General features: G+C 71.1%; 22 protein-coding genes. 12 read left to right on the plus strand and 10 right to left on the minus strand.

Translation table 11 applies throughout. The features are described from left to right. Positions 1-22: 22 nt before the first annotated feature. Positions 23-1,642, minus strand: coding sequence for an acyl-CoA synthetase (locus ABT186_RS26505; protein ID WP_351927149.1), 1,620 nt, complete (start codon positions 1,640-1,642; stop codon positions 23-25). Between the two features lie 187 nt (positions 1,643-1,829). Here ABT186_RS26505 and ABT186_RS26510 point away from each other — a divergent pair, with 187 nt between their 5' ends. From ABT186_RS26510 to ABT186_RS26545, 8 genes are all read left to right on the plus strand, one after another. Beyond that, entirely contained in the window at positions 1,830-2,630 is an 801-nt protein-coding gene (locus ABT186_RS26510) for a crotonase/enoyl-CoA hydratase family protein (protein ID WP_351229585.1), read from the plus strand. A 29-nt stretch (positions 2,631-2,659) separates the two neighbouring features. Continuing rightward, positions 2,660-3,601 carry a Zn-ribbon domain-containing OB-fold protein gene (locus tag ABT186_RS26515; RefSeq protein ID WP_351927151.1) on the plus strand — a complete coding sequence of 314 codons (942 nt, stop codon included), beginning with the start codon at positions 2,660-2,662 and terminating at the stop codon, positions 3,599-3,601. Beyond that, the gene (locus ABT186_RS26520) at positions 3,598-4,668 is read left to right on the plus strand and encodes a thiolase family protein (protein WP_351229588.1); all 1,071 of its coding nucleotides are present in this window, start codon (positions 3,598-3,600) and stop codon (positions 4,666-4,668) included. Before ABT186_RS26515 ends, ABT186_RS26520 begins: the two co-directional genes overlap by 4 nt. Continuing rightward, positions 4,665-5,831 (plus strand): thiolase family protein, encoded by a 1,167-nt coding sequence (locus tag ABT186_RS26525; RefSeq protein ID WP_351927153.1) that lies wholly within the window; start codon positions 4,665-4,667, stop codon positions 5,829-5,831. Before ABT186_RS26520 ends, ABT186_RS26525 begins: the two co-directional genes overlap by 4 nt. Before the next feature lie 83 nt (positions 5,832-5,914). Further along, positions 5,915-6,157: a DUF397 domain-containing protein gene (locus ABT186_RS26530; protein WP_351229592.1), complete on the plus strand. Its 243-nt coding sequence runs from the start codon at positions 5,915-5,917 to the stop codon at positions 6,155-6,157. A 137-nt stretch (positions 6,158-6,294) separates the two neighbouring features. Continuing rightward, on the plus strand, positions 6,295-7,212 hold the full coding sequence (locus ABT186_RS26535) for a universal stress protein (protein WP_351229594.1): 918 nt from the start codon (positions 6,295-6,297) through the stop codon (positions 7,210-7,212). A gap of 63 nt (positions 7,213-7,275) precedes the next feature. Next, positions 7,276-7,680, plus strand: a complete 405-nt coding sequence (locus ABT186_RS26540) for a nuclear transport factor 2 family protein (RefSeq protein ID WP_351927155.1) — start codon at positions 7,276-7,278, stop codon at positions 7,678-7,680. A 62-nt stretch (positions 7,681-7,742) separates the two neighbouring features. Beyond that, positions 7,743-8,240 carry a hypothetical protein gene (locus ABT186_RS26545; RefSeq protein ID WP_351229598.1) on the plus strand — a complete coding sequence of 166 codons (498 nt, stop codon included), beginning with the start codon at positions 7,743-7,745 and terminating at the stop codon, positions 8,238-8,240. A 57-nt stretch (positions 8,241-8,297) separates the two neighbouring features. Here ABT186_RS26545 and ABT186_RS26550 read toward each other — a convergent pair whose 3' ends face one another. Together ABT186_RS26550 and ABT186_RS26555 are read right to left on the minus strand one after the other, a co-directional pair. After that, positions 8,298-10,262: an N-acetylmuramoyl-L-alanine amidase gene (locus ABT186_RS26550; protein WP_351927156.1), complete on the minus strand. Its 1,965-nt coding sequence runs from the start codon at positions 10,260-10,262 to the stop codon at positions 8,298-8,300. Positions 10,263-10,549: 287 nt separating this feature from the next. Continuing rightward, positions 10,550-11,689, minus strand: a complete 1,140-nt coding sequence (locus ABT186_RS26555; protein ID WP_351229602.1) for an aminoglycoside phosphotransferase family protein — start codon at positions 11,687-11,689, stop codon at positions 10,550-10,552. 234 nt (positions 11,690-11,923) lie between these two features. Between ABT186_RS26555 and ABT186_RS26560 the strand changes: the two genes are divergently transcribed. Further along, on the plus strand, positions 11,924-13,423 hold the full coding sequence (locus tag ABT186_RS26560) for a DNA-binding protein NsdB (RefSeq protein ID WP_351229604.1): 1,500 nt from the start codon (positions 11,924-11,926) through the stop codon (positions 13,421-13,423). Positions 13,424-13,513: 90 nt separating this feature from the next. Here ABT186_RS26560 and ABT186_RS26565 read toward each other — a convergent pair whose 3' ends face one another. The 4 genes from ABT186_RS26565 to ABT186_RS26580 all read right to left on the minus strand — a co-directional run bounded on the left by ABT186_RS26565 (position 13,514) and on the right by ABT186_RS26580 (position 18,996). Then, complete coding sequence (locus tag ABT186_RS26565; RefSeq protein WP_351927158.1) at positions 13,514-14,941, minus strand: PP2C family protein-serine/threonine phosphatase; 1,428 nt, start codon at positions 14,939-14,941, stop codon at positions 13,514-13,516. Between the two features lie 237 nt (positions 14,942-15,178). Next, positions 15,179-16,231: a Gfo/Idh/MocA family protein gene (locus tag ABT186_RS26570; RefSeq protein ID WP_351927160.1), complete on the minus strand. Its 1,053-nt coding sequence runs from the start codon at positions 16,229-16,231 to the stop codon at positions 15,179-15,181. Between the two features lie 59 nt (positions 16,232-16,290). Further along, the gene (locus ABT186_RS26575; RefSeq protein ID WP_351927162.1) at positions 16,291-17,388 is read right to left on the minus strand and encodes a baeRF3 domain-containing protein; all 1,098 of its coding nucleotides are present in this window, start codon (positions 17,386-17,388) and stop codon (positions 16,291-16,293) included. Positions 17,389-17,538: 150 nt separating this feature from the next. Continuing rightward, positions 17,539-18,996 (minus strand): FMN-binding glutamate synthase family protein, encoded by a 1,458-nt coding sequence (locus ABT186_RS26580; RefSeq protein ID WP_351229612.1) that lies wholly within the window; start codon positions 18,994-18,996, stop codon positions 17,539-17,541. A gap of 340 nt (positions 18,997-19,336) precedes the next feature. Here ABT186_RS26580 and asnB point away from each other — a divergent pair, with 340 nt between their 5' ends. After that, entirely contained in the window at positions 19,337-21,178 is a 1,842-nt protein-coding gene (gene asnB / locus ABT186_RS26585; protein WP_351927164.1) for an asparagine synthase (glutamine-hydrolyzing), read from the plus strand. A 35-nt stretch (positions 21,179-21,213) separates the two neighbouring features. On the opposite strand, the gene ABT186_RS26590 is transcribed toward asnB, so the two are convergent. Beyond that, a complete protein-coding gene (locus ABT186_RS26590) occupies positions 21,214-22,785 on the minus strand; it encodes an alpha/beta hydrolase (RefSeq protein WP_351229616.1) in 1,572 nt (523 codons plus the stop codon). A 302-nt stretch (positions 22,786-23,087) separates the two neighbouring features. Between ABT186_RS26590 and ABT186_RS26595 the strand changes: the two genes are divergently transcribed. Next, on the plus strand, positions 23,088-23,717 hold the full coding sequence (locus tag ABT186_RS26595; RefSeq protein WP_351927166.1) for a chaplin: 630 nt from the start codon (positions 23,088-23,090) through the stop codon (positions 23,715-23,717). A 70-nt stretch (positions 23,718-23,787) separates the two neighbouring features. On the opposite strand, the gene ABT186_RS26600 is transcribed toward ABT186_RS26595, so the two are convergent. Beyond that, entirely contained in the window at positions 23,788-24,321 is a 534-nt protein-coding gene (locus ABT186_RS26600) for a GNAT family N-acetyltransferase (RefSeq protein ID WP_351229619.1), read from the minus strand. Positions 24,322-24,498: 177 nt separating this feature from the next. Here ABT186_RS26600 and ABT186_RS26605 point away from each other — a divergent pair, with 177 nt between their 5' ends. Continuing rightward, positions 24,499-25,353, plus strand: a complete 855-nt coding sequence (locus ABT186_RS26605) for a GNAT family N-acetyltransferase (protein ID WP_351229621.1) — start codon at positions 24,499-24,501, stop codon at positions 25,351-25,353. 155 nt (positions 25,354-25,508) lie between these two features. Here ABT186_RS26605 and ABT186_RS26610 read toward each other — a convergent pair. Next, a partial coding sequence (locus ABT186_RS26610; RefSeq protein ID WP_351927173.1) for a transposase occupies positions 25,509-25,602 on the minus strand: 94 nt, incomplete at its 5' end.

Below are 25,602 nucleotides of genomic sequence, written 5' to 3' on the forward strand. Positions count from 1 at the left end.
TCGGCCGGCCGTGACGGGGCCCTCAGCGGTCCGCCGCCACCGCCACCTGCTTGGCCCAGCGGTAGTCCGCCTTGCCGCTGGGCGAGCGCTGGATGGTGTCCGTGATCACCAGCTGGCGCGGAACCTTGTAGCCCGCCAGGCGGGCCCGGCAGTGGGTCTGGATGTCCTCCAGGGACGGCCGGGCCGCGCCCACGCGCAGCTGCACCACCGCCGCCACATGGTTGCCCCACATGGCGTCCGGCACCCCGGCGACCAGCGCGTCGTACACGTCGGGATGCGACTTGAGGGCCTGCTCGACCTCCTCCGGGTACACTTTCTCGCCGCCCGTGTTGATGCACTGCGAGCCGCGGCCGAGGACCGTGACGACGCCCTCCTCGTCGACGGTCGCCATGTCGCCGAGCAGCACCCACCGCTCGCCGTCCCGCTGGAAGAACGTCTCGGCGGTTTTCCCCGGGTCGTTGTAGTAGCCGAGGGGCACATGCCCGCGCTGAGCGATGCGGCCCGGCTCACCGACCGCGACCGGCTCATGGGTAGCCGGATCCACCACCTGCGTACGTGAGTTGACGCGGATGCGGAAACCGTTGTCCGGGCCCGAGTCGGGCGTGGCGGTGCCGTTGAAGCCCGACTCCGACGAGCCGAAGTTGTTCAGCAGCATCGCGTTCGGGAGGAGCGCCCGGAACTGTGCGCGCACGGTCTCCGACATGATCGCCCCGGACGACGACACGCTGAAGAGGGATGAGCAGTCGGTCCCCTTCATCGGCCCGTCGAGGGCGTCGATCAACGGCCGGAGCATCGCGTCGCCCACCAGCGACATGCTGGTGACCTTCTCCTTCTCGACGGTCCGCAGGACCTCCTCCGGCACGAACTTGCGGTGGATCACGATCCGCTGCCCGAAGTTGAAGCCGATGAACGCCGTGAGCGTCGAGGTGCCGTGCATCAACGGGGGAGTCGGGAAGAAGGTGATGCCCTCACCGCCGGCCGACACCCGCTCGGCCAGTTCCTCCGGTTTCTTGACCGGCTCCCCGGTCGGGGCGCCGCCGCCCAGCCCTGAGAAGAACAGGTCCTCCTGGCGCCACATCACCCCCTTGGGCATGCCGGTCGTGCCACCGGTGTAGATGATGAACTGGTCGTCCGCCGAGCGGGCCGGGAAGCCGCGCCCAGGGGATGCGGCAGCCTCGGCGTCGGCGAAGTCCACGGCGGGCAATGCGACGGCGTCCGGTGCCGGGGTCCCGACCCGCACCATGTGCCGCAGCTTCTCCGCCCGCGGCAGCGCCGCCGCGACCCGGTCCGAGAACTCCGCATCGAAGACCAGCGCCACCAGATCCGCGTCCCGGTAGAGGTACACCAACTCCTCTTCGACGTAGCGGTAGTTGACGTTGACCGGGACGATCCGCGCCTTGAGGCAGGCCAGCACCGTCTGCAGATACTCCACCCCGTTGTACAGGTGCAGCCCGAGGTGCTCTCCGGGCCGTATGCCGGAGTCGAGCAGATGGTGACCGATGCGGTTGGCCGCCGCGTCGAGCTCCGCGTAGGTCAGGCGGCGCTCCGCACCCGTGCCGGGGTGGTCGAGGTACACGAGCGCCTCGCGGCCCGGAACCACGTCGACGACCGACTCGAACAGATCGGCAAGGTTGTACTCCACCGCTCCTCCTGACCCCGGCAACGCTCGGCGACGCAAGGCGCATCCGTCGGTTCGCCGGTCATCAGAGCAAAGGCCGAAGCAACTGTGAAGGGTCCTCGCAGAAGAAATCTGACTGTCTGTCAGAAAACTCTTGTCCTGGCTGCGCGCCTCCTGCAACCTGTTCTCGTTCTGGAGACGGGAGGAAGCGATGGGTGGGACGGAACACCTCACCGTGCAGCGTGAAGGCGCCACACTGGTACTCACGCTCAACAGGCCCGAGGCCAGGAACGCGCTCTCGTTGCCGATGCTGGTCGGGCTGTACGACGGCTGGATCGAGGCCGACGAGGACCACGCGGTCCGCTCGATCGTGCTCACCGGCGCCGACGGCTCCTTCTGCGCCGGGATGGACCTCAAGTCCCTGGCCGGCAAGGGGATGGAGGTCCAGGAGTACCGCGACCGGCTGAAGGCCGACCCCGATCTGCACTGGAAGGCGATGCTGCGCCACCACCGCCCCCGCAAACCGGTGATCGCCGCCGTCGAGGGCCCCTGCGTGGCGGGCGGCACCGAGATCCTCCAGGGCACCGACATCCGGGTGGCGGGCGAGTCCGCGACCTTCGGCCTCTTCGAGGTCCGGCGCGGACTGTTCCCGATCGGCGGCTCGACGGTCCGCCTCCAGCGGCAGATCCCGCGGACGCACGCCCTGGAGATGCTCCTCACCGGACGCCCCTACTCGGCGCGCGAGGCCGCCGGCATCGGACTCGTCGGGCATGTCGTGCCCGACGGCAGCGCGCTCACCAAAGCCCTGGAGATCGCCGAACAGATCAACGCATGCGGGCCGCTCGCCGTCGAAGCCGTCAAGGCGTCGGTGTACGAGACGGCCGAAATGACGGAGACCGACGGGCTCGCGGCCGAACTCAAGCGGGGCTGGCCGGTCTTCGACACCGCGGACGCCAAGGAAGGCGCCCGCGCCTTCGTGGAGAAACGCCCGCCCGTCTACAAACGAGCGTGACCCTCGGCAGACAGAAGGAGAGATCCGGGATGCCCGAAGTCCTCAAAGCCCCCCTCGTCGTCGAGTTCCCCTTCACCCGCTCCCTCGGCCCCGTGCAGGGTGCCTTCCTCACCGGCCTGCGCGAATGTGTCGTCCTCGGGGTGAAGACCGGTGACGGCCGCACGCTCGTCCCGCCCGTCGAGTACGACCCCGTCACCGCCGAGGAGATCCGCGACCTCGTCGAGGTCGCCCCGACCGGCACCGTCACCACCTGGGCCTGGAACCATGAACCCCGCCGCGGCCAGCCCCTTTCCACCCCCTTCGCCTGGGTCCTGGTCCGGCTCGACGGCGCCGACACCGCCCTCCTGCACGCCCTGGACGCCCCCGGCCCCGACGCCGTCCGCACCGGCATGCGCGTGCATATCCGCTGGGCCGCGGAACGCACGGGTGCCATCACGGACATCGCCTGCTTCGAGGCGTACGACGGTGGGGAGGCCGAAACAACCGGCCGCGGCGGCGAGTTCGAGAACCCGGTCACCGGCATCGTAGCCTCCGCCCGCCTCGACTACACCTACTCGCCCGGCCGCGCCCAGTCCGCCTACATCAACGCCCTGTCCGGGCGGCGGACCTTCGGAGAGCGGTGCCCCTCCTGCCGCAAGGTGTACGTACCGCCGAGGGGCGCATGTCCCACCTGTGGAGTCGCCACACGCGAACAGGTCGAAGTGGGTCCGCGGGGCACAGTCACCACGTTCTGCATCGTCAACATCAAGGCGAAGAACCTCGACATCGAGGTGCCGTACGTGTACGCGCACATCGCCCTCGACGGCGCCGACCTTGCGCTGCACGCCCGTATCGGAGGCATTCCCTACGACCAGGTGCGGATGGGCCTGCGGGTCGGGCCGGTGTGGACCGAAGGGGCCCGCTTTCCCGACCACTACCGGCCCACCGGCGAACCCGACGCGGACTACGACACCTACAAGGAGCTGCTGTGACGCGCGAAGAAGCCCCCGGGCCCCGTGACATCGCCGTCGTCGCCTTCGCCCAGACCGACCACCGGCGCACCAGCGAGGAGCTCTCCGAGGTGGAGATGCTCATGCCGGTGCTGCACGACGTACTGGAACAGACCGGGCTCAGGACCGCCGACATCGGCTTCACCTGCTCCGGCTCCAGCGACTACCTTGCCGGCCGCGCCTTCTCCTTCACACTCGCACTCGACGGGGTGGGCGCCTGGCCGCCGATCTCCGAGTCGCACGTCGAGATGGACGGCGCGTGGGCGCTGTACGAGGCCTGGACGAAGCTGCTCACGGGTGACGCCGACACCGCGCTGGTCTACGCGTACGGAAAGTCGTCACCCGGATCCCTACGGGACGTCCTGACCCGGCAGCTGGACCCCTATTACGTGGCCCCGCTGTGGCCGGACTCGGTGGCGCTCGCCGCCCTGCAGGCACAGGCGCTCATCGACGCGGGCGAGACCGACGAGGGAGCGCTCGCCGGGGTCGCCGCGCGCAGCCGCGAGGCCGCGAGCGCGAACTCCCATGCGCAGCTGCGGGGTTCGGTACCGCAGGGGGAATACGTCGTACGGCCGCTGCGCACCGGAGACTGCCCGCCCATCGGTGACGGGGCCGCCGCCGTGATCCTCGCGGCGGGCGAGCGGGCCCGTGAACTGTGCGCACGGCCCGCGTGGATCCGGGGCATCGACCATCGCATCGAGGCGCACGGGCTCGGGGTGCGTGACCTTGCCGACTCGCCGTCCACGCGGCTCGCCGCCGAGCGGGCGGGGGCCTTCGAACGGCCCGTGGACACCGCAGAGTTGCACGCGCCGTTCACCGCGCAGGAGGTGATCCTGCGCAAGGCGCTGCGGCTGGACGACAGCGTCACGGTCAACCCCTCGGGGGGCGCCCTCGCTGCCAACCCGGTGATGGCCGCCGGGCTGATCCGCATCGGCGAGGCCGCCGCCCGCATCCACCGGGGCGCCTCCGACCGGGCGCTCGCCCACGCCACGTCCGGCCCGTGTCTGCAACAGAACCTGGTCGCCGTACTCGAAGGAGACCCGCGATGAGCAAGGAGCCCGTGGCCGTCACCGGCATCGGCCAGACCAAGCACGTCGCGGCGCGCCGGGACGTGTCGATTGCGGGCCTCGTCCGGGAAGCCGCCCGACGCGCCCTCGAAGACGCCGAGTTGACGTGGGCCGACATCGACGCCGTGGTCATCGGCAAGGCACCCGACTTCTTCGAGGGCGTCATGATGCCGGAGCTGTACCTCGCCGACGCGCTCGGCGCGGTCGGCAAACCCATGCTCCGGGTGCACACCGCCGGATCGGTCGGCGGCTCCACCGCGCTCGTCGCGGCCAACCTGGTCGCGGCCCGCGTCCACCGCACCGTGCTGACCCTGGCGTACGAGAAGCAGTCCGAGTCCAACGCCATGTGGGGACTGTCGCTGCCGATCCCCTTCCAGCAGCCGCTGCTGGCCGGGGCGGGCGGTTTCTTCGCGCCGCATGTGCGGGCGTACATGCGACGCAGCGGTGCGCCCGACACGGTCGGCTCCCTGGTCGCGTACAAGGACCGGCGCAACGCGCTGAAGAACCCGTACGCGCACCTCCACGAGCACGACATCACGCTGGAGAAGGTGCAGTCCTCGCCCATGCTGTGGGACCCCATCCGCTACTCGGAGACCTGCCCCTCCTCCGACGGCGCGTGCGCCATGGTGCTCACCGACCGTGCGGGGGCGGCCCGTTCGCCCCGGCCGCCCGCGTGGATGCTCGGCGGCGCCATGCGCAGCGAGCCGACTCTCTTCGCGGGCAAGGACTTCGTGTCCCCGCAGGCCGGCAAGGACTGCGCCGCCGACGTCTACCGGCAGTCGGGGATCGCCGACCCGCGCCGGGACATCGACGCGGTGGAGATGTATGTGCCGTTCTCCTGGTACGAGCCCATGTGGCTGGAGAACCTCGGCTTCGCGGAGGAGGGCGAGGGCTGGAAACTCATCGAGTCCGGCGTGACCGAACTCGACGGGGACCTTCCCGTCAACATGTCGGGCGGCGTTCTCTCCACGAATCCCATCGGTGCCTCCGGCATGATCCGCTTCGCCGAAGCGGCACTTCAGGTGCGCGGACAGGCCGGAGAACACCAGGTGGACGGGGCTCGCCGGGTGCTGGGCCACGCCTACGGCGGCGGGTCGCAGTTCTTCTCCATGTGGTTGGTCGGCGACCGTCCACCGGGCTCCTGACGGCATCCCCCTCACGTGACCTGTTGGCAGTGGGGTGCGATCGCTAGGCTTGCCGCGGACGACGAACCGGGAGGAGCACGGACGTGGCCGAGAGCACCATCCAGCAGCAGCCGCTCGCGGGCTGGGACAAGCCGGAGCTGGACCTCAGCAGCGCCGACTGGCGCTCCAGTAGCCGAGGGCTCGGAGATGTCCAGATCGCCTTTGTCGAAGGCTTCATCGCGATGCGCAACTCAGGCCGCCCCGAAAGCCCTTCCCTGATCTTCACCCCCGCCGAGTGGGGCGCGTTCGTGTCGGGGGCCAGGGAAGGGGAGTTCGACCTGACGTGATCCCTCACTCACCGGGGTGAGGTCTCGCCCGTTCCGGAAATTCCGGACACGCGGTCGTTGAATCCGTCCCGGGGCCGCCCCCTGCGTCAGGCTGGCCCCGGGAGGGATCACAGCTGTGTGCCGGAGGCGAGGATTCCATGAGCACCCTGTCGGTCATCGCGGCCGTCGACGGATCCGACGACAGTCTGCGCGCCCTGGAGTGGGCACTGACCGCCGCGCGGCTGCGCGGGGTACCGCTCCGGGTGGTCCATGTGCGCCAGTACGCGCCCTGGGGGCGGCCCGACGTCCTGGTCGCCGCACCCCCGGCCGCGGACGAGGACCCGGTGCTCGACCAGGTCCGGGCTCATCTGGAGGACCGCGCCGGCCTTCCGGCCGTCGAGTACGCGGCCCTGGACGGCGCCCCGGCCGCCGTGCTGCCCGAACTGGGTGCCAACGCGCAACTGATGGTGCTCGGCTCACGGGGGCGCGGCGGCCTCGCCGGACTGCTGCTCGGCTCGAACAGTCTGGCGGCCGCACGTGACGCCCCATGTCCGGTGGTCGTGGTGCCGCGCCCGGGACGCGAGGTGCACGAGGGCCCGCCCGTCACGCCCGGGCCACGCGTCGTCGTCGGCCTGCACGTCGAGGGCCCCGCCGAGGCCGCCCTCGCCTTCGCCTTTGCGGAGGCGGACCGCCGCCGAGCCCGGCTGCACGTGATCGCGGCCTACCCCTGGCCTCCGGTCCAGATCTGGCCTGCGCCCGGCGAACTCGTACCCCCGGTCCTCGACGAGGACACCGTCGAGGACGAGATCCGCACCCTGGCCGCCGGTCTGCTCGCCGTCCATCGCGAGCGGCACCCGGACGTACGGGTCGACCTGTCCACTCCGCCCGGCGACGCCGCGGGCCACCTCGTCGCGGCCTCCCAGGACGCCGAACTGGTCACCGTGGGCCGCCACCGCCGCCACCTGCTCGCCCCCGCCCGCATGATCGGCTCGGTCACCCAGGCCGTACTGCTGCACGCGGCGAGCCCGGTCGCGGTGATCCCCCCGGCGGCGGATGCCGCTCATACCGACGGGTGACCGGGCGAACAAGCCCCCGCCGACCAGGGTCCCGTGGCATGATCATGTTGGGAGGTGGACCCCATGCCACTGGACGCCGACGACCGGAGAGCCATCACCGAGCTGCTCGCCCTGCATGGGCACCTGTTCGACGCCGGTGAGCTGGACCGGCTGGACGAGCTGTTCACCGAGGACGTCGTCTACGACGTCACCGACTTCGGTCAGGAGTCGCTGGTCGGCATCGCCGCCATCCGCAGGGCGTCCCTCGCGCTCGGCCCGGCGAACCCGGTAGCCCACCACACCACCAACGTCGTCCTGGCCGAGATCACCGCAGGGGAGGTGCACGCCCTCTCCAAGGGCCTGGGCGTCAACGCGGACGGCACCTGCGGCAGCGTGACCTACGAGGACACCGTCGTAAAAGGCGATCACGGCTGGCGGATCAGCAGGCGCCGGGTGATCGCGAGGCGGGCCCCGCTCGGCGGACGATGACCGGCGTTCCATGAGGGCGGGCCCCGACCCCCGCTTTCCGCGCGGGCACGTACCATTGCGGCATGTCCTTCCTCCGCCGCCGCAGTGCCACCCCCGCCGGGCCCGACTTCGACGTTCTGGCCATGGACCCGGGCGACTGGCCGGGCAATCTCGGTGCCGGTCTGCTGCCCGCCCCCGACGGCAGCTGCCAGGGTGTCTTCCTGCGCTACGACCTGTTCGGCGGCCGCGGCCCCGCGATGATCATCGGCAATCTGCCGGAGGGCTCCCCGGCCCGTGACGTCGCCGAGGGAGAGATCCCCTTCGAGGCGGCCCAGCTCCTGCTCGCGCTGGAGAACGACGAGGAGGTCACCGTCGTCGGGAGCGAGGACATTCCGGTGATGCAGGGTGACAACCTGCTGATCGTGCGCCGCCTCAAGCTCTCCGAGAGCCGGATCTCCTGCGTTCAGTTCGACCGCAGCGACAACGTCCTGGTGACCATCGCGGCCTGGGACCGCCCCATCACGGACGACCTCTACGCGCTGCTGAAGCCGCTGCCCGCGGAGCTGTTCCAGCAGGGCTGACCGACCGGCGTACCGAGGGCCGGGCCACGGGCCCGGCCCTTCGGCGTACCGCGACCGCTACAACCGCTCCACCCGTACGTCCGCGGCCCGCACGAACGCCACGCGGTGACCGAACTGGATCTCGTAGTACAGGTCCTTGCCGACCACGACCCGGTGAGAGTCCGTGGTGAAGGTGACCGCGTAGAAGTACTCGCCCGGCACCTCGTCGCCGATGACGTACCGCTGGCCCGCCGGCAGCTTGTACGGTAGCGGCGAGACCGACTGCGCGGGCACACCCTTCGGGTACGCCTCCTTTTCCGGGTAGGCCCGGCCGTACACCGGGATGTCCGCCAGGCCGGCCTTGGGCGTCACCACGAGCCCGGACGCGTTCACCGCCGTCGGCTGCTTCTTCGGGTTCCGGAACCAGGCCTTCTGGCCCAGGTACCAGATCGCCGTCCAGTCCCCCTGACGGCCGGCGACCACGTACTGCTGGCCGGTGGAGACCCGCGAACCCACGTCGTTCACATCGATCGTCGAGTCGTCCCCCTTGGGGTACAGCCCGATGTCCTTGACCAGCGGCGAGGACGCGTCAGGCCTGCTGTGGAGGCGCACCTCGCTGGAGCCGTGCACCGCGCACGGCTCGCCCGCGGCGGTGCAGCCCGTGTACTGCGGCCGGTTCGCCGTGTAGTCCGGCAGGATCGTCACCAGGCCGCCCCGGTCACCGGCCGTGGCCCGCAGCGGGTGGCCGAGCAACTCGAAGTAGTGCCGCCAGTCCCAGTACGGGCCCGGATCGGTGTGCATGCCCGGGATCGTGGCGGTGGTGGGGCCCGGAACGTTGTCGTGGCCGAGGATGTGCCGGCGGTCCAGCGGGATCCGGTACTTCGCGGCCAGGTACGACACCAGCCGCGCCGAGGAGCGGTACATCGCCTCCGTGTACCAGGCGTCCGGTGAGGCCAGGAAGCCCTCGTGCTCGATCCCGATCGACTTGGCGTTGACATACCAGTTGCCCGCGTGCCAGGCCACGTCCTTGGCCTTCACATGCTGGGCGATGTACCCGTCCGTGGAGCGCACGGTGTAGTTCCACGACACATAGGTCGGGTCCTGGACCAGCTTCAGGTCCTCGTCCCACAGCCCCTCTGTGTCGTGGATGACGATGAACCTGATGCTCTGCGACACGGGCCGGTCGCCCAGGTCGTGGTTGCCGTAGTCGCCCTGCCCGAACTCCTCGTACGGCGCCGGGACCCACTCGCAGGACACGCTCTTCGGGCACTCGGTCCCCTCCGAGCGGGCCGCGCTCAGCCCGGTGCGCCCCAGCAGCGCCGTATCGGGCACCAGGTCCGGCTCCGCGGTGAGCTGCACGCTCTGCCCGGTGTCCGTCGTGCGCCGCTCACCCTCACGCAGCACCTCGAAGACGTCACGGGCGTACGCGGCGGCCGTCGCGGCATCGTCCGCGCCCGAGAACTCCGCCACCGCCCCGTACCAGTCGGCCGGGTCGCCGCTCAGCGGCTCGCCGAGGTGCCGCTGAGCGGCGGCGAGCAGCGCGGCGCCGCCCGCGATGTTGGCGGCCGGGTCGGTGCGCAGGCGCTTCGCCGGGATGCCGGTCAGCGCGGCGGCCTTCGTCAGCGTCTTCAGCCGGGCCGGAAGCTCCGATTCCCGCGGCACGTGTGTCGTGAGCAGCAGCGCGGCCCGGGACTGGTCGCCCCGGGCGTCCTCCGTGGCCCCGCCGGGGTGGGCCGCCGTGGCGATCGCGGTGCCGGCGTCCGTGAGGTGCATCGGGCCGTAGCCGCCCGAGATGCTCGGCTTGCCGCCGTGCGCGTCCCAACGGGACTGGAGGTACGACACACCGAGCAGCACGCTCTGCGGTACGTGGTACTCGGCGGCCGCGGAGGCGAAGGCACCCTGCAGTCCGGCCGCGGAATCCTGCTCGGGGGCCGGGGCGGCACCCATCAGGGGCAGCAGCAGCGCGGCCGAGGCGACGCCCGCGGCCCTGAGGGTGCGTCTGTGCCCGGCTGGGGCATGGGGGGCGGTGACGGATCCTCGCAAAGCAGCCTCCTGGGACGGTCGGGCGTTCTGGGGCGTGCGGGAGCCGGGCGTGCATCAGTGGTAACCGGCTCTTTGACGATCCGTCAATCATGCCCGGAAACACGTGATTTCCCATGTCAGAGGCGGCTGCGAGGAGTTTCGTGGCGGCGGTGGCGCCACCTGCGGCGCGTCAGTGGAGTGGACAGATGACCCGAACGGAGCAGCCACGGAAGGCATGCGGGTCCCCGGACACGACGAAAGCCCGCCGTGCGCCGCTCTCACGAGCGCACCGCGGGCCGTCGTCCCCGTCAGCGAGTGCCGACCGCCGCTCGCACGGCCCGTCGGGCCATCTGGCAGTCGTCGTGCAGCCGCCTCAGCAGCAGCCGCTGTTCCTCGCCGGACGGCGCAGCAGCCGGGTGGGCCACTCCCGGTGCCGCCGGGGTCGCGTCGTGCATCGAACGCTGCACGGCCGTCTCGTATGTACGGATCTCCCGGGTGAGGACCAGCATCAGGTTCACCAGGAAGGCGTCACGCGAGGCCGGTCCCGCCGACTGCGCGATCTGGCTGATCTGACGCCGGGCCACCGGGGCGTCGCCGAGGACCGCCCACAGCGTCGCCAGGTCGTACCCGGGCAGGTACCAGCCCGCGTGTTCCCAGTCGACCAGCACTGGACCGGCCGGTGAGAGCAGCATGTTCGACAGCAGCGCGTCGCCGTGGCAGAACTGGCCCATACCCTGCCGTCCCGCCGCATGGGCGATGCCGTGCAGCAGCTTCTGGAGATCGCCCATGTCCCGGTCCGTGAGCAGCCCTAGATCGTGGAAGCGTGAGATCCGCTCCGCGTAGTCCAGCGGTGCGTCGAACGTCCCCGCCGGAGGACGCCATGCGTTCAGCCGGCAGATCGCGCCCAGCGCCGCCCGGATGTCCGCACGCGGAGGTGCCTCCAGCGGATGCCGCTGCAGGGCGGCCACCCGGCCCGGCATGCGCTCGATCACCAGGGTGCAGTTGTCCGGGTCCGCCGCGATCAGCCGGGGCACCCGCACCGGCGGCCGGTGCCGCACGAACGACCGGTATGCCGCTATCTCGTGCTGGATGCGCTCGGACCAGATGGAGGAGTGGTCCAGTAAACACTTCGCGACAGCCGTACTGCGCCCCGTCGTTCCGACGAGGAGCACGGAGCGCCCGCTTCGGCGCAACACCTGTACCGGGGTGAACTCCGGGCAGATGCGATGCACCGAGGCGATCGCCGTGCGCAGCTGCGCGCCCTGGGGGCCGGACAAGTCGATTCTCCCGCTGAGCGGTTGGGTGCCGACCCCCGGAACGCGCCGTGTCCTGGCGGCACCGAGCACCGGGGCCGAAGGCCGCGCGGGGTCGAGATAGGGGCCGCCGACACCCTGGTGGGGACGGAGCGACCGGGGCGGGGCGGACACGGAGGACGATGCTGCGTACATGGGTGATACAGATCCCTTCGTGTGCCTGCGAGGTCCGCGCTACCCGCCCCGGCCGTCGTGGGGTGCACCCTGGGGAATGTCCCTGCGGCGACCGGGTCGGGGTGGCGCGTTCCTACCTGACACCCGGTGTCCCGTGGCACACCATCTGGCGCACCCTGGCGAACCCTGGCGAATAGTCCCGAAGCAACTGACGGAGGGCTACTGTCAACTCAGCCGAGAACCTGGGGGCTTGACGTGAGCGGACAACCCAACACCCGCCTCTCGGACCTGTTCGGCCTGGCCGGCTGGTCCAAGGGCGAGCTCGCGAGGATGGTGAACCGGCAGGCGGCGGCCATGGGCCACCCCCAGCTGGCGACGGACACTTCGCGGGTGCGGCGTTGGATCGACATGGGAGAGATCCCGCGCGATCCCGTGCCGCGGGTGCTGGCGGCGCTGTTCACCGAGCGACTCGGCCGTGTCGTGACCATTGAGGACCTCGGTCTGGTCCGGCACGGGCGCGTGGGGAGACGGCGTGACGACGGGAATGCTGAGCACCCCGACGGAGTGCCGTGGGCGCCCGAGCGGACAGCTGCGGTCCTCACCGAATTCACGGGAATGGACCTCATGCTCAACCGACGCGGCTTGGTGGGCGCGGGTGCCGCGCTCGCCGCAGGATCCGCACTCAGCAGCGCCATGCACGACTGGCTGCACACCGATCCGGCCCTCGCGGCCGACGCCCCCCGCTTCGACGATCCCCTGCATGCCGACCCCGCTGGGTTCGACCGCTACGAGGCCGCCCCCATCGGGTCGCAGGAGATCGAGGAGCTGGAGCGCTCGGTCGAGGTCTTCCGGGCCTGGGACGCGGCTCGCGGCGGCGGGCTGCAACGCAAGGCTGTCGTGGGACAGCTCAACGAAGTGGGAGGCATGCTCGCCTACCACCACCCCGACCATCTGCAACGGCGCCTGTGGGGTGTCGCCGCCAACCTCGCCGTCCTCGCGGGCTGGATGTCGCACGACATCGGCCTGGAGCCCACGGCCCAGAAGTACTTCGTCATCGCGGCCCACGCCGCCCGTGAGGGCGGCGACCGGCCCCGAGCCGGGGAGGCGCTGTCCCGCGCCGCTCGGCAGATGGTGCATCTCGGCCGCCCCGACGACGCACTCGATCTGATGCAGCTCGCCAAGTCCGGCTCCGGCGACGAGGTTCTGCCGCGTACGCGGGCCATGCTCTACACCATCGAGGCCTGGGCGCAGGCCTCCATGGGCAAGGGCCAGGCCATGCGGCGCACCCTCGGTCAGGCGGAGGAGCTGTTCGTCTCCGACAAGGGAGACGTGCCTCCGCCGAGTTGGATGCAGATGTTCGACGAGGCGGACCTGCACGGGATGCAGGCCCTGGCCTACCGCACCCTCGCCGAACATGAGCCGGGCGCGGCCGTCACGGCACAGCGGCACGCCAAGGAGGCGCTGGTGCTGCGGGGAACGGGGCGGGAGCGGTCGAAGATCTTCGACCACATCTCCCTCGCGTCCGCGTGCTTCATCGCCGACGACCCGGAACAGGCCGACCGGTACGCACGCCTGGCGCTGTCGTCGATGGGGGCGAACTCCTCCCACCGCACCTGGGACCGGCTGCGCGAGATGTACCGGCTGACCGGGCAGTACTCCAGCTATCCGAAGATCCAGGACCTGCGTGAGGAGATCAAACTGGCCCTGCCCAAGGGACTGACGAAGTCCAGGGGCGGCAACGCCGCGCAGGCGTGAGGGGGCCTGTGCCGGTAACAGGATCGGTGCTGACCAGATCGTCAATCACCACCTGATCGTCCCTCGTCAGGAGACCACCCTGGCAGATCGTCAGGAGACCACCCTGGCGACGAGCACGCAGGCGTCGTCCTCGCGCTCACTCTCGCCGAACTCTTCCACGACAGTCCGTACGCAGTCCTCGGCCGTGCGGGCTCCGCCGAACCGCGGAGCCAGGTCGAGAAGCCTCTGGACGGCTGCTGTACCTTCGCACCGCGGGACCAGCCCCTCGGTGTGCAGGAGCAGCAGGTCGCCTTCCTCGAGGGTCTCCTCGGCCTGCCCGTAGGCGGCTCGCGAGGTCGCCCCGAGCAGCACGCCGTCCGGTACTGCCAGCATGCGCCCCGTCCCGTTGCGGAACAGCAGCGGGGCGGGGTGTCCTGCTTGTGCCCAGCTCAAGGTGCGCGTCCCGGGCCGGTACCGGCAGCAGACGGCACTGCCCAGGGCGGGCTGGACCGAGGCGTCGAGCAACTGGTTGAGCCAGCCCATGAGCCGGCCGGGCTCGGTGCCGGCCATGGCCATGCCGCGCAGCGCGCCGATCAGGGTCGCCATGCCCGAGGCCACGCTCACCCCGTGTCCGGTGAGGCCGCCGACGCTGAGCAGCGTGTCCCTGTCGGGCAGTGCGAGCGCGTCGTACCAGTCGCCGCCGATCAGCGCGTCCGTGGACGACGGCAGATGGCGGGCGGCCAGGTCCAGTGATCCGGGCCCCTGTTGCGGGAACCGCAGGGGACCGCGCCACGGCGGCAGTACGGCCTCCTGCAGCTCGACCGCGAACCGGCGCTCGGTCTGCGCGCGGTGCCGGTGGCGCTGCAGCGAGTCACGGGTCTCGCACACCGCCCGCTGAGTGCGGCGCAGTTCGCTGACGTCCCGCAGCACGGCCCACATCGAGGAGGTGCTGCCGTCGGCGTCGAGCACGGGCTCGCCCATCATGTGTACGGTGCGCAGCTCGCCGTCGGCTCGCAGGATCCGGAACTCCCCGTCGATGGGCTTGCCGTCGATCAGGCAGTCCGTGACCATTGCCGTCAGCAGCGGCCGGTCCTCGTCGTGCACCAGCGAGGGCAGCTCGTCGAGGGTGAGCGCGGAGGCGTCGGGGGCGCGTCCGAGGATCTCGTACAACTCGCCGGACCAACTCGCCTCGTCGGTCAGCAGGTTCCACTCCGCGCTGCCGACCCGGCTGAGCAGTGAGCCGCCAGGGGAAGCGGACGGACCGGCCGGGTCGTCGCCGGCGGAGGGTTCGGCCGGCACCGACGGCAGACCGTCCCTCAGTTGTGCCAAGTGCTCGTCGAGATCGCTGAGTTGGTGCAGCGCCAGATCGCACAGGGCGCGCTGCCACCGGCCCTCGGGGTCGGAGCCGTCCTCGGGCGCCTCCTGCCGTACGGCGTCCACCTCGCCGCGCAGCCACCGCGTCTGCGAGATGAGCGCATCGACCGTACCGCGCCGGGGCGGCTGGGCGGCTGGGCGGTCCGCAGAGAGATGGGGTGGCATGACGCACTCCGATGCGGGGACGGTTCGACCAAGACTGAAGGAAGGGCCATTACGACTCTTGCACAGCCTGCGACGCGCTGTAAGGGATTTGGCAACACACGATACGGTGGTGCTTCTGGCATATGCCACCGGCTCTGTGGAGCGGCTGTGAGGTACGGATGGCGTACGCGTCGGGAGTGGTCAAATCGTAGGCGTGGTACGTGACTTGGCGGACTCTAGGGGCAGACGCCCGCTCGTTCAAGTGTGCGTTCGAGGGGCGTTTGTACGAACGCCGGTGCCACCGTACAGCTCCGGGCGCGGGGCGAGGTCCACGGTCTCCCGTTCGCCGCTCCGCTGCGCCCGCACCCCCGCCTCGGCGACCGCCGACGAGGCGTATCCGTCCCAGGCGGAGGGGCCGGTGACCCGCCCCAGCCGGGTGGCGTCGACCCAGGCCTGCACCTCGCGGTCGTAGGCGCCCGCGAACCGTACGAGATAGTCCTGGGCCACCTCCTCGCACGCCGCGCCCGCCGTCGTGACGACCATCGTGTGCTCGTCGCCGATCCGGGCGCTGCCCCTTTCGCAGACCGCCTCGCACCGCACCTGGTAGCCGAAGCCGGAGTTGACGAAGATCTCCACGTCGACCAGGGCGCCGCCCGAGGTCTCGAACAGGACGAACTGGGGGTCGAGCATGCCGTCCGGGGCGTTCGAGGACGGCCGCGGACGCAGCACGGTCACCGCGGTGAGCTCCTGCTCCAGCAGCCAGCGGGCCGCGTCGATCTCGTGCGAGACGGAGCTGTCGATCAGCATGGCCGTGGTGAAGTCCGGTGGCGAGGACACGTTGCGGTGCGTGCAGTGCAGCATCAGCACCCGCCCGAGCCGGCCGCCGTCCAGCAGGGACTTCAGACGCACGTACTCGGCGTCGTAGCGCCGCATGAACCCCACCTGGGCGAGCCGCCGTCCGAGCCGCGCCTCCGCCTCCACCACACGCAGTGCCCCGGCCGAGTCCGGCACCAGCGGCTTCTCGCACAGCACCGGCAGCCCGCGGGCGAAGGCTGCGAGCAGTGCCTCCTCGTGTGCCGGCCCGGGGGAGGCGATCAGCACGGCCTCGACACCGGGCGCGTCGAGCGCGGCGGCCGGCTCGGCGTGCACCAGGACGCCGTCGATGCCGGCCGCGGCCTGTGCGGCGCGGTCCGTCTCGGGGTCCGCCACGGACACCACCCGGGCCCCGCTGACCACACGGTCCAGTCTGCGTATGTGGTCGGCACCCATGTGCCCCGCACCCAGTACCGCCACGCCCAGCAGGTCTCCCACGTGCTGTCCTCCCTGTCCGCAGACCGCCCCTGCGCAGGGTGGACCGCGGCGTGGCGGCCTCAGTAGCGGAGTACCCCGGCGATGCCATGCGCGTCGCCGAGGGCGCCGTCCGGGACGAAGCGGACCTCGGCGCCCGTGTCCAGACAGCGCTCGACGATCTCGTCCACGATGTCCTCGCGGGCGTCGAGGTCGCCGCTCTCGGCCGGAACGAGGTGGTCACCGGCGTCGTCGCGGACCGTCACGCGGTAGTTCTCCTCGACCGCGAGGAGCCGGATGCGGCCGTCGGAGGCGTTCTGCCAGACCTCGTCGACTCCGGCGGCGAACGCCTTGCGGCCGCGCGCCGTCACGAGCTCATGGCTGACCCTGTCCACGTTCTTCCGGGCCTCGGCGGCGATGACCGGCCCGATCGCCTGCCACACGGCCCCGGGGGTGCCGTGGGCGAGGCCGCCGTGCGGGACGTGGACCGCCTCCTTGGCGACGCCGCCGAGCTCGTCGAGGGCGGACAGTGCCGCGGATTCGCCGGCGATGTACAGCGGGCGTGGCTGCTCACGCAGGACCTCGGCCAACGCGATATCGGCCTCGCGCAGGAAGTGGCGGGTCCCCTCGTCGCGGAAGGTGCTCGGCATGTCGCCGATCTGCTCCTGGCGCTCGGCGTCGAAGTTCTCCCGGCTCCTGGTGAGCGGGAAGCCGCCGCTGTGGTCCTCCGTGACCCGGTCGGTGCCGCCGTTCCACAGCGTCACCCGGTCCGCGGAGACCGCCAGCACCCAGTACGGCCGCTCGGCGGCCTGGGCGGCCACCAGGTTGCGGGTCAGGAAGGTGTCCGAGAGCACCACCCGCTCGGGCACCGGGCGGGCCAGCGACCACACCTGGTGCTCGCCTGGTGCCGCGAAGATGACGAGGCCGTCCTCGGCGTGCCCGAGATCGACCTCACTGAGTGCCTTGTCGAGCTGGTCCGCGACGTCCATGCGCCGCTCGCGGGTGACGGCCGGATCGGCCTCCAGCTGCTTCCTGGCGTCGGCCAGCGCATTGCGCAGCCGCACCGGGTCCTGGGCGTTGTCGGGCTCGCGGCGGTGCGTCGGCGTCAGCACCGACACCGCGGGGTAGGGCCGTGGCCGGCGCAGTTCCGCGAGGGTCGAGGGACTGAGGTCGTGCTCCATACCAGCACCTTAGGACCGATTTGCTCATCGGGCATTCGGGGGCAACTGGTTGCCGGGGTCGCCGGGCCGCCGGACGTCGTGGTGCGCACCTCATCGGCGGACGGCCGGTACCCGCGCCGTCGCAGGAGGCCGGGGCCGTCGACCGGATCCTCAGAAGGCGTCCGGGTGCGCCGTCGTCCAGTCCGCATGCCATGATGCGGGCGGCTCGGCGAGCAGCACGCCCGGCGTCAGCCACTCATACAGGTCGGCGTACGAGCGCAGGGTCGCCGGGCCCGTACGCCGCACCAGCAGATCCGGTGTGAGGTCCGCCGGATCGCACACCCCCATCGCCGCCATGATCCGCATGGCGTCGCGGACGGTGACCTGCTGGAAGTGGTGCACATGCACGGATCGATCGGCCACGACCAGCGCCCTCACCCGGCGCGGGTCCTGCGTCGCGACGCCCGACGGGCAGGTGTTGGTGTGGCAGCGCCGGGCCTGGACACAGCCGATCGCGACCATCATCGCGCGCGCCGCGTTCGTGTAGTCCGCCCCCTGCACCAGCCGTTTGACGATGTCCGAGCCGCTCGCGACCCCGCCGCTCGCGCCGATCCGGATCCGGTCCCGCAGCCCGGAGCCGACCAGGGCGTTGTGCACGGTGATCAGCCCTTCGGTGAGCGGCATGCCGAGCCGGCCGGCGAATTCCGGCGGCGCGGCCCCCGTTCCGCCCTCGGCGCCGTCGACCACGACGAAGTCGGGCGTGACCCCCTCGGCGACCATCGCCTTGCACACCGCGAGGAACTCCCGGCGCGAGCCCACGCAGAGCTTGATCCCGGTCGGCTTGCCGCCCGCCAGCTCGCGCATCCGGCCGATGAACCGCACGAGTTCGCGCGGCGTCGAGAACTCCCGGTGCAACGGCGGCGACACCACCGTCTCGCCCCGCGGCACGTTCCGCGCCGCGGCGATCTCCGCACTCACCTTGGCGCCCGGCAGCACCGTGCCCCGGCCCGGCATCGCCCCCTGGGAGAGCTTCAGCGACACGCACCGGACCTCCGGCAGTGCCGCCTTGTCCGCGAACTCCCGTGCGTCGAAGCCGCCGTCGCTCGTGCGGCACCCGAAGTACCCCGTACCGATCTCCCAGATCAGATCGCCGCCGCCGCGCAGATGGTGGTCCGACAGGCCGCCCTCACCCGTGTCCTGGGCGAAACCGCCCAGCGCGGCCCCCCTGTTGAGGGCGAGCACCGCCCGGGAGGACAGCGCCCCGAAGCTCATCGCGGAGACGTTGAGCAGCGCCATGTCGTACGGCTGAGTGCAGTCGGGCCCGCCCACCCGGACCCGGGGCGGCTCGTCGGGCGCCTCGACCGGACGCAGCGACGGAACCAGGAACTCGTACCCGTCGGCGTACCCGTGCCGCCCGGTGCGGGACGGCGTCGACAGCGTCCGGAACCGCAGATGCCCAAGGAGCGGTTGGTTCCGCAGCACCGCCCGGTGGGTCTGCAGCAGATCCCACACACCGAGCCCGGTCAGGGCCAGGAGCGGCCCCACGGCGATCCACCACCAGGGTGAGACGGCATACGACAGGACCAGCGCCCCGGCCGCGGTGAGGGCGACGGCCGGCAACCCGAGCATCCGGTGCACACCCCGAGTCAAACGCATCCCGCAGGAACCGGCGAAAGCTGAGGGGCCGGACGGGCGGCGCGAGAAGTTGAAGAACTCTTTGCCCATGGCCGAGAGCCGATGGCCTCCGCCCGTCACCAGGCCGATCGCGGACTGTGCAGGACGTAAAACCCGGCCGAAACAGTGAGGCCGGCAGGTCCGGCCGGGTTACGGCCGCGTTGACCGCCTTCCCCGCATGACACAGGCTCAAGATATAGCTGCTCGATACAACTGGTTCCCGGGGCGGTCCACGGGTCCTGAGAAGCAGCAGGTGAGCGGGCCGTTCTCGGCGGGTCGGACGCGGGAGGTACACATGTGCGGCATCACCGGCTGGGTGTCCTACGACCGCGATCTGCGGACCGAGGCCGCGGCACTGGATGCAATGACACAGACCATGTCCTGCCGGGGACCCGACGACCGCGGGACCTGGGCCGAGGGGCCCGCGGCCCTCGGACACCGCAGGCTCGCCATCATCGACCTGCCCGGCGGGCGCCAGCCGATGACCGCGAAGACCCCGGACGGCACCGTCGCGCTCGTCTACTCGGGGGAGACCTACAACTTCACCGAACTGCGCCGCGAGCTCAGTGCACAGGGCCACCGCTTCACGACCGACTCCGACACCGAGGTCGTCCTGCGCGGCTACCTCGAATGGGGCGACGCGCTCGCCGAGCGGCTCAACGGCATGTACGCCTTCGCCGTCTGGGACGGCCGCCACGACGAGCTCGTGATGATCCGCGACCGTATGGGCATCAAACCCTTCTACTACTACCCGACCCCCGACGGCGTCCTGTTCGGATCGGAACCGAAGGCGATCCTCGCGAACCCGTTGGCCCGCGCGCGGGTCCGCCTCGACGGGCTGCGGGAACTGTTCACGATGATCAAGACGCCCGGGCACGCCGTATGGGACGGGATGTACGAGGTCGAGCCCGGCACCGTCGTCACCGTCGACCGGCAGGGCCTGCACCGGCGTGTCTACTGGCAGCTGGAGACCCGGCCGCACGCCGATGACCACGCCACGTCCATTGCCACCGTCCGCTCGCTGCTCGAGGACATCGTGCGCCGCCAGCTGGTCGCCGACGTGCCGCGCTGCACGCTGCTGTCGGGCGGTCTGGACTCTTCCGCGATGACGGCCCTCGCCGCCCGGCAGCTGGCCGAGCGCGGCGAGAAGGTGCGCAGCTTCGCGGTGGACTTCGTGGGGCAGACCGACAACTTCGTCGCCGACGAGCTGCGCGGCACGCCCGACACACCGTTCGTGCACGACGTGGCCCGCGACGCGGGCACCGACCACCAGGACATAGTCCTCGACGCGCACGCCCTCGCCGACCTCGACGTCCGGGCGAAGGTGATCCGGGCCCGTGACCTGCCCATGGGCTTCGGCGACATGGACGCCTCGCTGTACCTGCTGTTCCGGGCGATCCGCGAGCACTCCACGGTGGCCCTGTCCGGCGAGTCCGCCGACGAGGTCTTCGGCGGCTACCTCCAGTTCTTCGACGAGGAGGCCCGGCGCGCCGACGCCTTCCCCTGGCTCGTCCGCTTCGGCCGGCACTTCGGCGAGGACGCCGACGTCCTGCGTCCCGACCTGACCGAGGCCCTGGACCTGGAGACGTATGTCGCCGAGGGCTACCGCACGGCCGTCTCGGCCATCGAACGCCTCGACGGCGAGAGCGACTTCGAGCACCGGATGCGGCGGATCTGCCACCTCCACCTGACCCGCTTCGTCCGTATCCTGCTCGACCGCAAGGACCGCGCCAGCATGGCGGTCGGTCTGGAGGTGCGGGTGCCGTTCTGCGACCACCGGCTCGTCGAGTACGTCTACAACACCCCCTGGTCGCTGAAGTCGTTCGACGGCAGGGAGAAGAGCCTTCTCAGGGAGGCGACGGCGGACCTGATCCCGAAGTCCGTCTACGACCGGGTCAAGAGCCCCTATCCGTCCACCCAGGACCCCAGGTACGCGACAGCCCTCCAGGAACACGCCCGGGATCTCCTGGCCCGCCCCTCCCACCCGGTCTTCGACCTGGTCGACCGCGAACGAGTGCGCGAGGCGGCCCATCGCGACACCCCGCAGATCATGCAGGCGTCGCGCCGCGGCCTGGAACGGACGCTGGACCTGGCGCTGTGGCTGGACCTCTACGCGCCGGAGGTGTCCCTCACCTGACGCCGGGTGCTTGCGGGTCCTGTCCCACAGGCGATTCAGCCGGACGAGTCCCGACCGCACGAGCTGCCGTTGGGCGGCAGGGAGCCGTCCAGGAGGAAGGAGTCGACCTTGGCGTGGACGCATCGGGAGCTCGTGTACCCGGTGTGGCCGTCCGCCCTGTTGTCGAGGACCACTGCCGACGAGCCGAGGCGCCTGGCGGTCTCCATGGTCCAGCGGTACGGGGTCGCCGGGTCCCCGCGCGTGCCGACGAGCAGCATCTTGGCGCTGTGGACGTTCTTCACCTTGTCCCGGATGAAGTCGGTTCCCTTGGGACGTCCGTAGCACAGCAGCACCTGGGTGAGACGGTACCGCCCGAAGACCGGGGACGCCTCCTGGTACTGGTCGCGCAGCCGGGCGATGTCGCGGGTGACCTGGTCGGCGCCCGGCCGGTCCGGGTCGTCCGCACAGTCGATCGCCATCAGGGCGGCCGGCAGGTTGTCGATGGGCACGTCGCCGGGGTCGACGAGCCCCCTGTCCGTCCGATGGCCTGCGCGTACGGCCATCCCGCCGCCGACGAAGCGCATGATCCCGCTGGGGTCGTCCTCCTGGATGAGCCGGTTGAGCGCCTGCTGCAGCAATGGCCACATCTGCTTGCTGAAGAGGGCCACCCCGATCGCACCGACGAGGTCCTGCCCCGAGAGCGACATGCCGAAGGCGGTCGGCAACGGATCCCGGTCCATGGATTTCACGAGCCGGATCACCTGCTCCCGGGCCGAGCGCGTGTCCTGCCCGAGCGGGCAGGCCATGTCCTTGACGCACCAGTCGAGGAAACCCTCCAGAGCGGTCTGCTGCCCCTGCGCGGCGACCAGCCCCTGCTCGGCCAGGGGCTCGGTGAGCGTGTCCACACCGTCCAGGACCATGCGGCCCACCTTGTCGGGGAACTGGGCCGAGTACACCGCACCGAGGCGTGTGCCGTACGAGAAGCCCAGGTAGTTCAGCTTCTTGTCGCCGAGGGCCTGGCGCATCACGTCCAGGTCGCGGGAGGCGTTGACCGTTCCTATGTACGGCAGCACAGGCCCGGAGTGCTTCGAGCACTGCTCGGCCAGCTTGCGCGCCTGCTGGAGGGCGGCCCGCGGATCGCTCTCGTCGGCGGGGGTGGCCGTTGCGCCCGCATCCTCGTCCAGGCCCAGTCCACAGCTGACGGGCGAGGACCGGCCGACCCCGCGCGGATCGAACGTCACCACGTCGTAGCCGTTCGTGAGGTCCATGAAGTCCTTGGCGCTCTCGGCCAGGCCCTGGATGCCGGGGCCGCCCGGACCGCCGAAGTTGAGCAGCAGCGAACCGCGGGACGCGCCGGTGGCCTGGTAGCGGGCCATCGCGAGGTCGAGGGTTCCGGCGGCGGGACGCGCATAGTCGAGGGGGACCGTCACCTTCCCGCACTCCATGTCGGAGGGCATGTCCACGCCCTGGCAGGCGGTCCATGTGATCTTCTGGTGGTAGAAGCGGAACAGATCGGGAGTGGCGTCGGCGGCCGCGGTCGCCGACGGCAGCGCGGCCCCCAGCAGAGCCAGCACCGCGGCCGTGGCCGCCGCCGGGGTGACCGTGCGGCGTGTGTGCATGGACAGCATGGTGCCTCCGGGGACGTCCCCGGCCGAGGATGCGGCGACGGCCCTGCGATCACGATATGCGGGCCCCCCGGGGCGCGCCTCCCGGCGAGCGGGACGGGCGGACGTGCCGTACCCTGCGCCACCGCGCGCCGACCCTCCGATGTGACGCGGCGGGGCCCGCCGCCCGAAGCCCTTTCCCGTTAGTTCGACAACCGCGCCACTCGTTGGAGTGAAAGGCAGATAAGCCATAACTCGGATGGTTCGTCTGCGTTTTATGGGGTGCGAGCGAGTGCTCGCGACCATGTCTGGAAGGCAGGGAACCTATGAAACGGGTTACCCGAAATGGTTTGATCGTCGCGGCCGCCGCCTCGGGGGCGCTGGCCGCGGCGCTGCCGGCGCACGCGGACTCCGCGGCGGACGGCACCGCGGCGGGTTCGCCCGGACTGATCTCCGGCAACACCATCCAGCTCCCGGTGCACGTGCCGGTCAACGTGTGCGGCGACACCGTGAACGTGCTGGGTGTCCTCAATCCGGCCACGGGCAACACCTGCGCGAACCAGGGCGCGCGCGGGGGCGGCCCGCGGCCGGGTACCGCGCCGGGGGGCGGCGCTTCCTCGTACGGCCGCGGAAAGGATTCGTCGGGTGTGCTCGCCGGTAATGACCTGCAGCTGCCGGTCCACCTCCCGGTGAACATCACCGGCAACTCGGTGAGCGTGGCCGGCGCGGGCAACACGTCGACGAACACCTCGGGCGAGCGGCCCCACCCAGCCCCGCGGCCTGTCGCACCGCCGAAGGCGTACACGCCCACGCTGCCGCCGCGTCCCGCTGCGCGACCGGTCACCCTTGCCCACACGGGAGCGGACGCGACCCTGCCGGCGGTTGCGGGAGGCGCTGCTCTGGTGCTCTGCGGGACTGTTCTGTACCGCCGATTCCGGCCGGGAGCGGCAGGCTGAGCCGACCCGGGCACGTCGAGGGGGGCCCTGCCGGACGAACGGCCGGCGGGGCCTTTTGGTATGGGCGATGTCAGCGTGTGCCGGCTTCGGCCGCCTCGCCCCGCAGAATGCTGTACCGCACCCCGTCACGCCACTGCCCGTCGCGGAACGCCACGCTGCGCAGTACACCCTCGCGGGTGAACCCGGCCTTCTCCAGGGCCCGTTGCTCGGCGAAGTTCTCGGCCTCGGTGTCCGCCTCGACACGCTCGGCGACGGTGTGCGCGAAGAGGTACTCCACCAACTGCCGCTGGGCCTCGGTGCCCACACCCTTGCCGCGGGCCTCCGGCACCAGACCGATGCCCATGTTCCAGTAGAAGGCACTGCGGGTGGGCCAGATCTTGCGGAAGCCGACGAAGCCCAGCGGCTCGTCGTCCCGCACCACCATGAGGGTGCCCCGGTCCTCGCCGAGCAGACGGTCCTCCGCCCACTGGCGCCGCCAGCGCCCCGGATCCCACCAGCCGAACCACTGGAAGGGCGAGGCCGTCTCACTGTCCATCAGGAACCGCTCCATGAGGAGCAGGTCGTCCTCGGTCACCGGGCGCAGCGTCACACGTTCGATGGTCATGACGGCTCACACTAGGACGCCTTTGAACGGTTCAACACCGGTCCGCCGACTTCCGGTTCGGGGTGGCCCGGACGGCCGGTCACCACGTGGCGAACGACCCGGAGATCGGGAAGGATGCTGCCGGTGCGGCCGATCACCGCACCGCCCGGCACCCCCCCCACGGAATGGAGCGCAACGATGACCGCTGCGGGTCCCGAAGACCTCGTCGTCACCCGGGCCACTCTCGACGACTGGCCGGTGATCAGCGGCTGGGCGGCGGACGAGGGCTGGAATCCCGGGCTGTCCGACGGCCCGGCCTTCTTCGCCCAGGACCCCGAGGGCTTCTTCATCGGCCGGCTCGCCGAAGAGCCCGTCTCGGCGATCTCCGTCGTCAACTACGGCGCCGACTACGCCTTCCTGGGCTGCTACCTCGTACGCCCGGACCTGCGCGGCCGGGGCCTGGGACTCACCACCTGGAAGACGGCCCTCGCCCATGCCGGCGGCCGCACGATCGGACTCGACGGCGTCGTCGCCCAGCAGGACAACTACCGTCAGTCGGGCTTCGAACTCGCCTACCGCACCGTACGGTTCACCGGAGTCGCCCCCGCCGGGCAGTCGGCGCCCGGAGTGCGCCCCGCCGAGAAGGCCGACTTCGGCGCCATCGCCGCATACGACAGCGCCTGTTGTCCGGCCGACCGACCAGGCTTCCTTGAGCACTGGCTCACCGCCCCCGGCCACCGGGCCTTCGTCCGCGGCGAGTCCGGCCGCCCGACCGGCTACGCCGTGCTCCGTCCCGCCCGCGACGGCGTGCGCGTCGGCCCCCTGTTCGCCGACACCGCCGAGGACGCCGAGGCCCTGTTCGCCGCGCTGACCAACGAAGCCGCGGGCCGCGCATTCGCCATCGACGTCCCGGAACCGAACACGGCCGCGGTCGCCCTGGCCGAACGCTCCGGCCTCACCCCGTCCTTCGAGACGGCCCGCATGTACACGGGTCCGGTCAGGCCCTTCGCCACGGACCGCGTGTTCGGGGTGACCACCCTGGAGCTCGGCTAGAGGGTGTCTGGGGCCGAACCGCGGCCGGGGGGCCTGCCGGCCGCGGGGGACCCGGGTGACGGCCGCCGGGCCAGGGGTGTTACCGGGATTCTTGCATACATCCCCGGCGTTCACGCCGGGGATGTATGCATCTCAAGGCTGTTCTGACGTGCATTTTAGAGCGGACGTTTTTGCTGCTCGATGTACTGGCGGACGATCGCCAGCGGTGCTCCGCCGCACGATGCGGAGAAGTACGAGGGCGACCACAGG

The organism is Streptomyces sp. NPDC001634 (genome assembly GCF_040298185.1).
GTDB lineage: Bacteria > Actinomycetota > Actinomycetes > Streptomycetales > Streptomycetaceae > Streptomyces.

Coding starts and splice junctions, on each gene's coding strand:
- ABT186_RS26545 (WP_351229598.1), top strand. CDS start 7,743: ATGTCCTTCCTCCGCCGCCGCAGTGCCACCCCCGCCGGGCCCGACTTC.
- ABT186_RS26575 (WP_351927162.1), bottom strand. CDS start 17,388: ATGGAGCACGACCTCAGTCCCTCGACCCTCGCGGAACTGCGCCGGCCA.
- ABT186_RS26525 (WP_351927153.1), top strand. CDS start 4,665: ATGAGCAAGGAGCCCGTGGCCGTCACCGGCATCGGCCAGACCAAGCAC.
- ABT186_RS26515 (WP_351927151.1), top strand. CDS start 2,660: ATGCCCGAAGTCCTCAAAGCCCCCCTCGTCGTCGAGTTCCCCTTCACC.
- ABT186_RS26510 (WP_351229585.1), top strand. CDS start 1,830: ATGGGTGGGACGGAACACCTCACCGTGCAGCGTGAAGGCGCCACACTG.
- ABT186_RS26580 (WP_351229612.1), bottom strand. CDS start 18,996: ATGCTCGGGTTGCCGGCCGTCGCCCTCACCGCGGCCGGGGCGCTGGTC.
- ABT186_RS26595 (WP_351927166.1), top strand. CDS start 23,088: ATGAAACGGGTTACCCGAAATGGTTTGATCGTCGCGGCCGCCGCCTCG.
- ABT186_RS26600 (WP_351229619.1), bottom strand. CDS start 24,321: ATGACCATCGAACGTGTGACGCTGCGCCCGGTGACCGAGGACGACCTG.
- ABT186_RS26535 (WP_351229594.1), top strand. CDS start 6,295: ATGAGCACCCTGTCGGTCATCGCGGCCGTCGACGGATCCGACGACAGT.
- ABT186_RS26590 (WP_351229616.1), bottom strand. CDS start 22,785: ATGCTGTCCATGCACACACGCCGCACGGTCACCCCGGCGGCGGCCACG.
- ABT186_RS26540 (WP_351927155.1), top strand. CDS start 7,276: ATGCCACTGGACGCCGACGACCGGAGAGCCATCACCGAGCTGCTCGCC.
- asnB (WP_351927164.1), top strand. CDS start 19,337: ATGTGCGGCATCACCGGCTGGGTGTCCTACGACCGCGATCTGCGGACC.
- ABT186_RS26555 (WP_351229602.1), bottom strand. CDS start 11,689: ATGTACGCAGCATCGTCCTCCGTGTCCGCCCCGCCCCGGTCGCTCCGT.
- ABT186_RS26565 (WP_351927158.1), bottom strand. CDS start 14,941: ATGCCACCCCATCTCTCTGCGGACCGCCCAGCCGCCCAGCCGCCCCGG.
- ABT186_RS26605 (WP_351229621.1), top strand. CDS start 24,499: ATGACCGCTGCGGGTCCCGAAGACCTCGTCGTCACCCGGGCCACTCTC.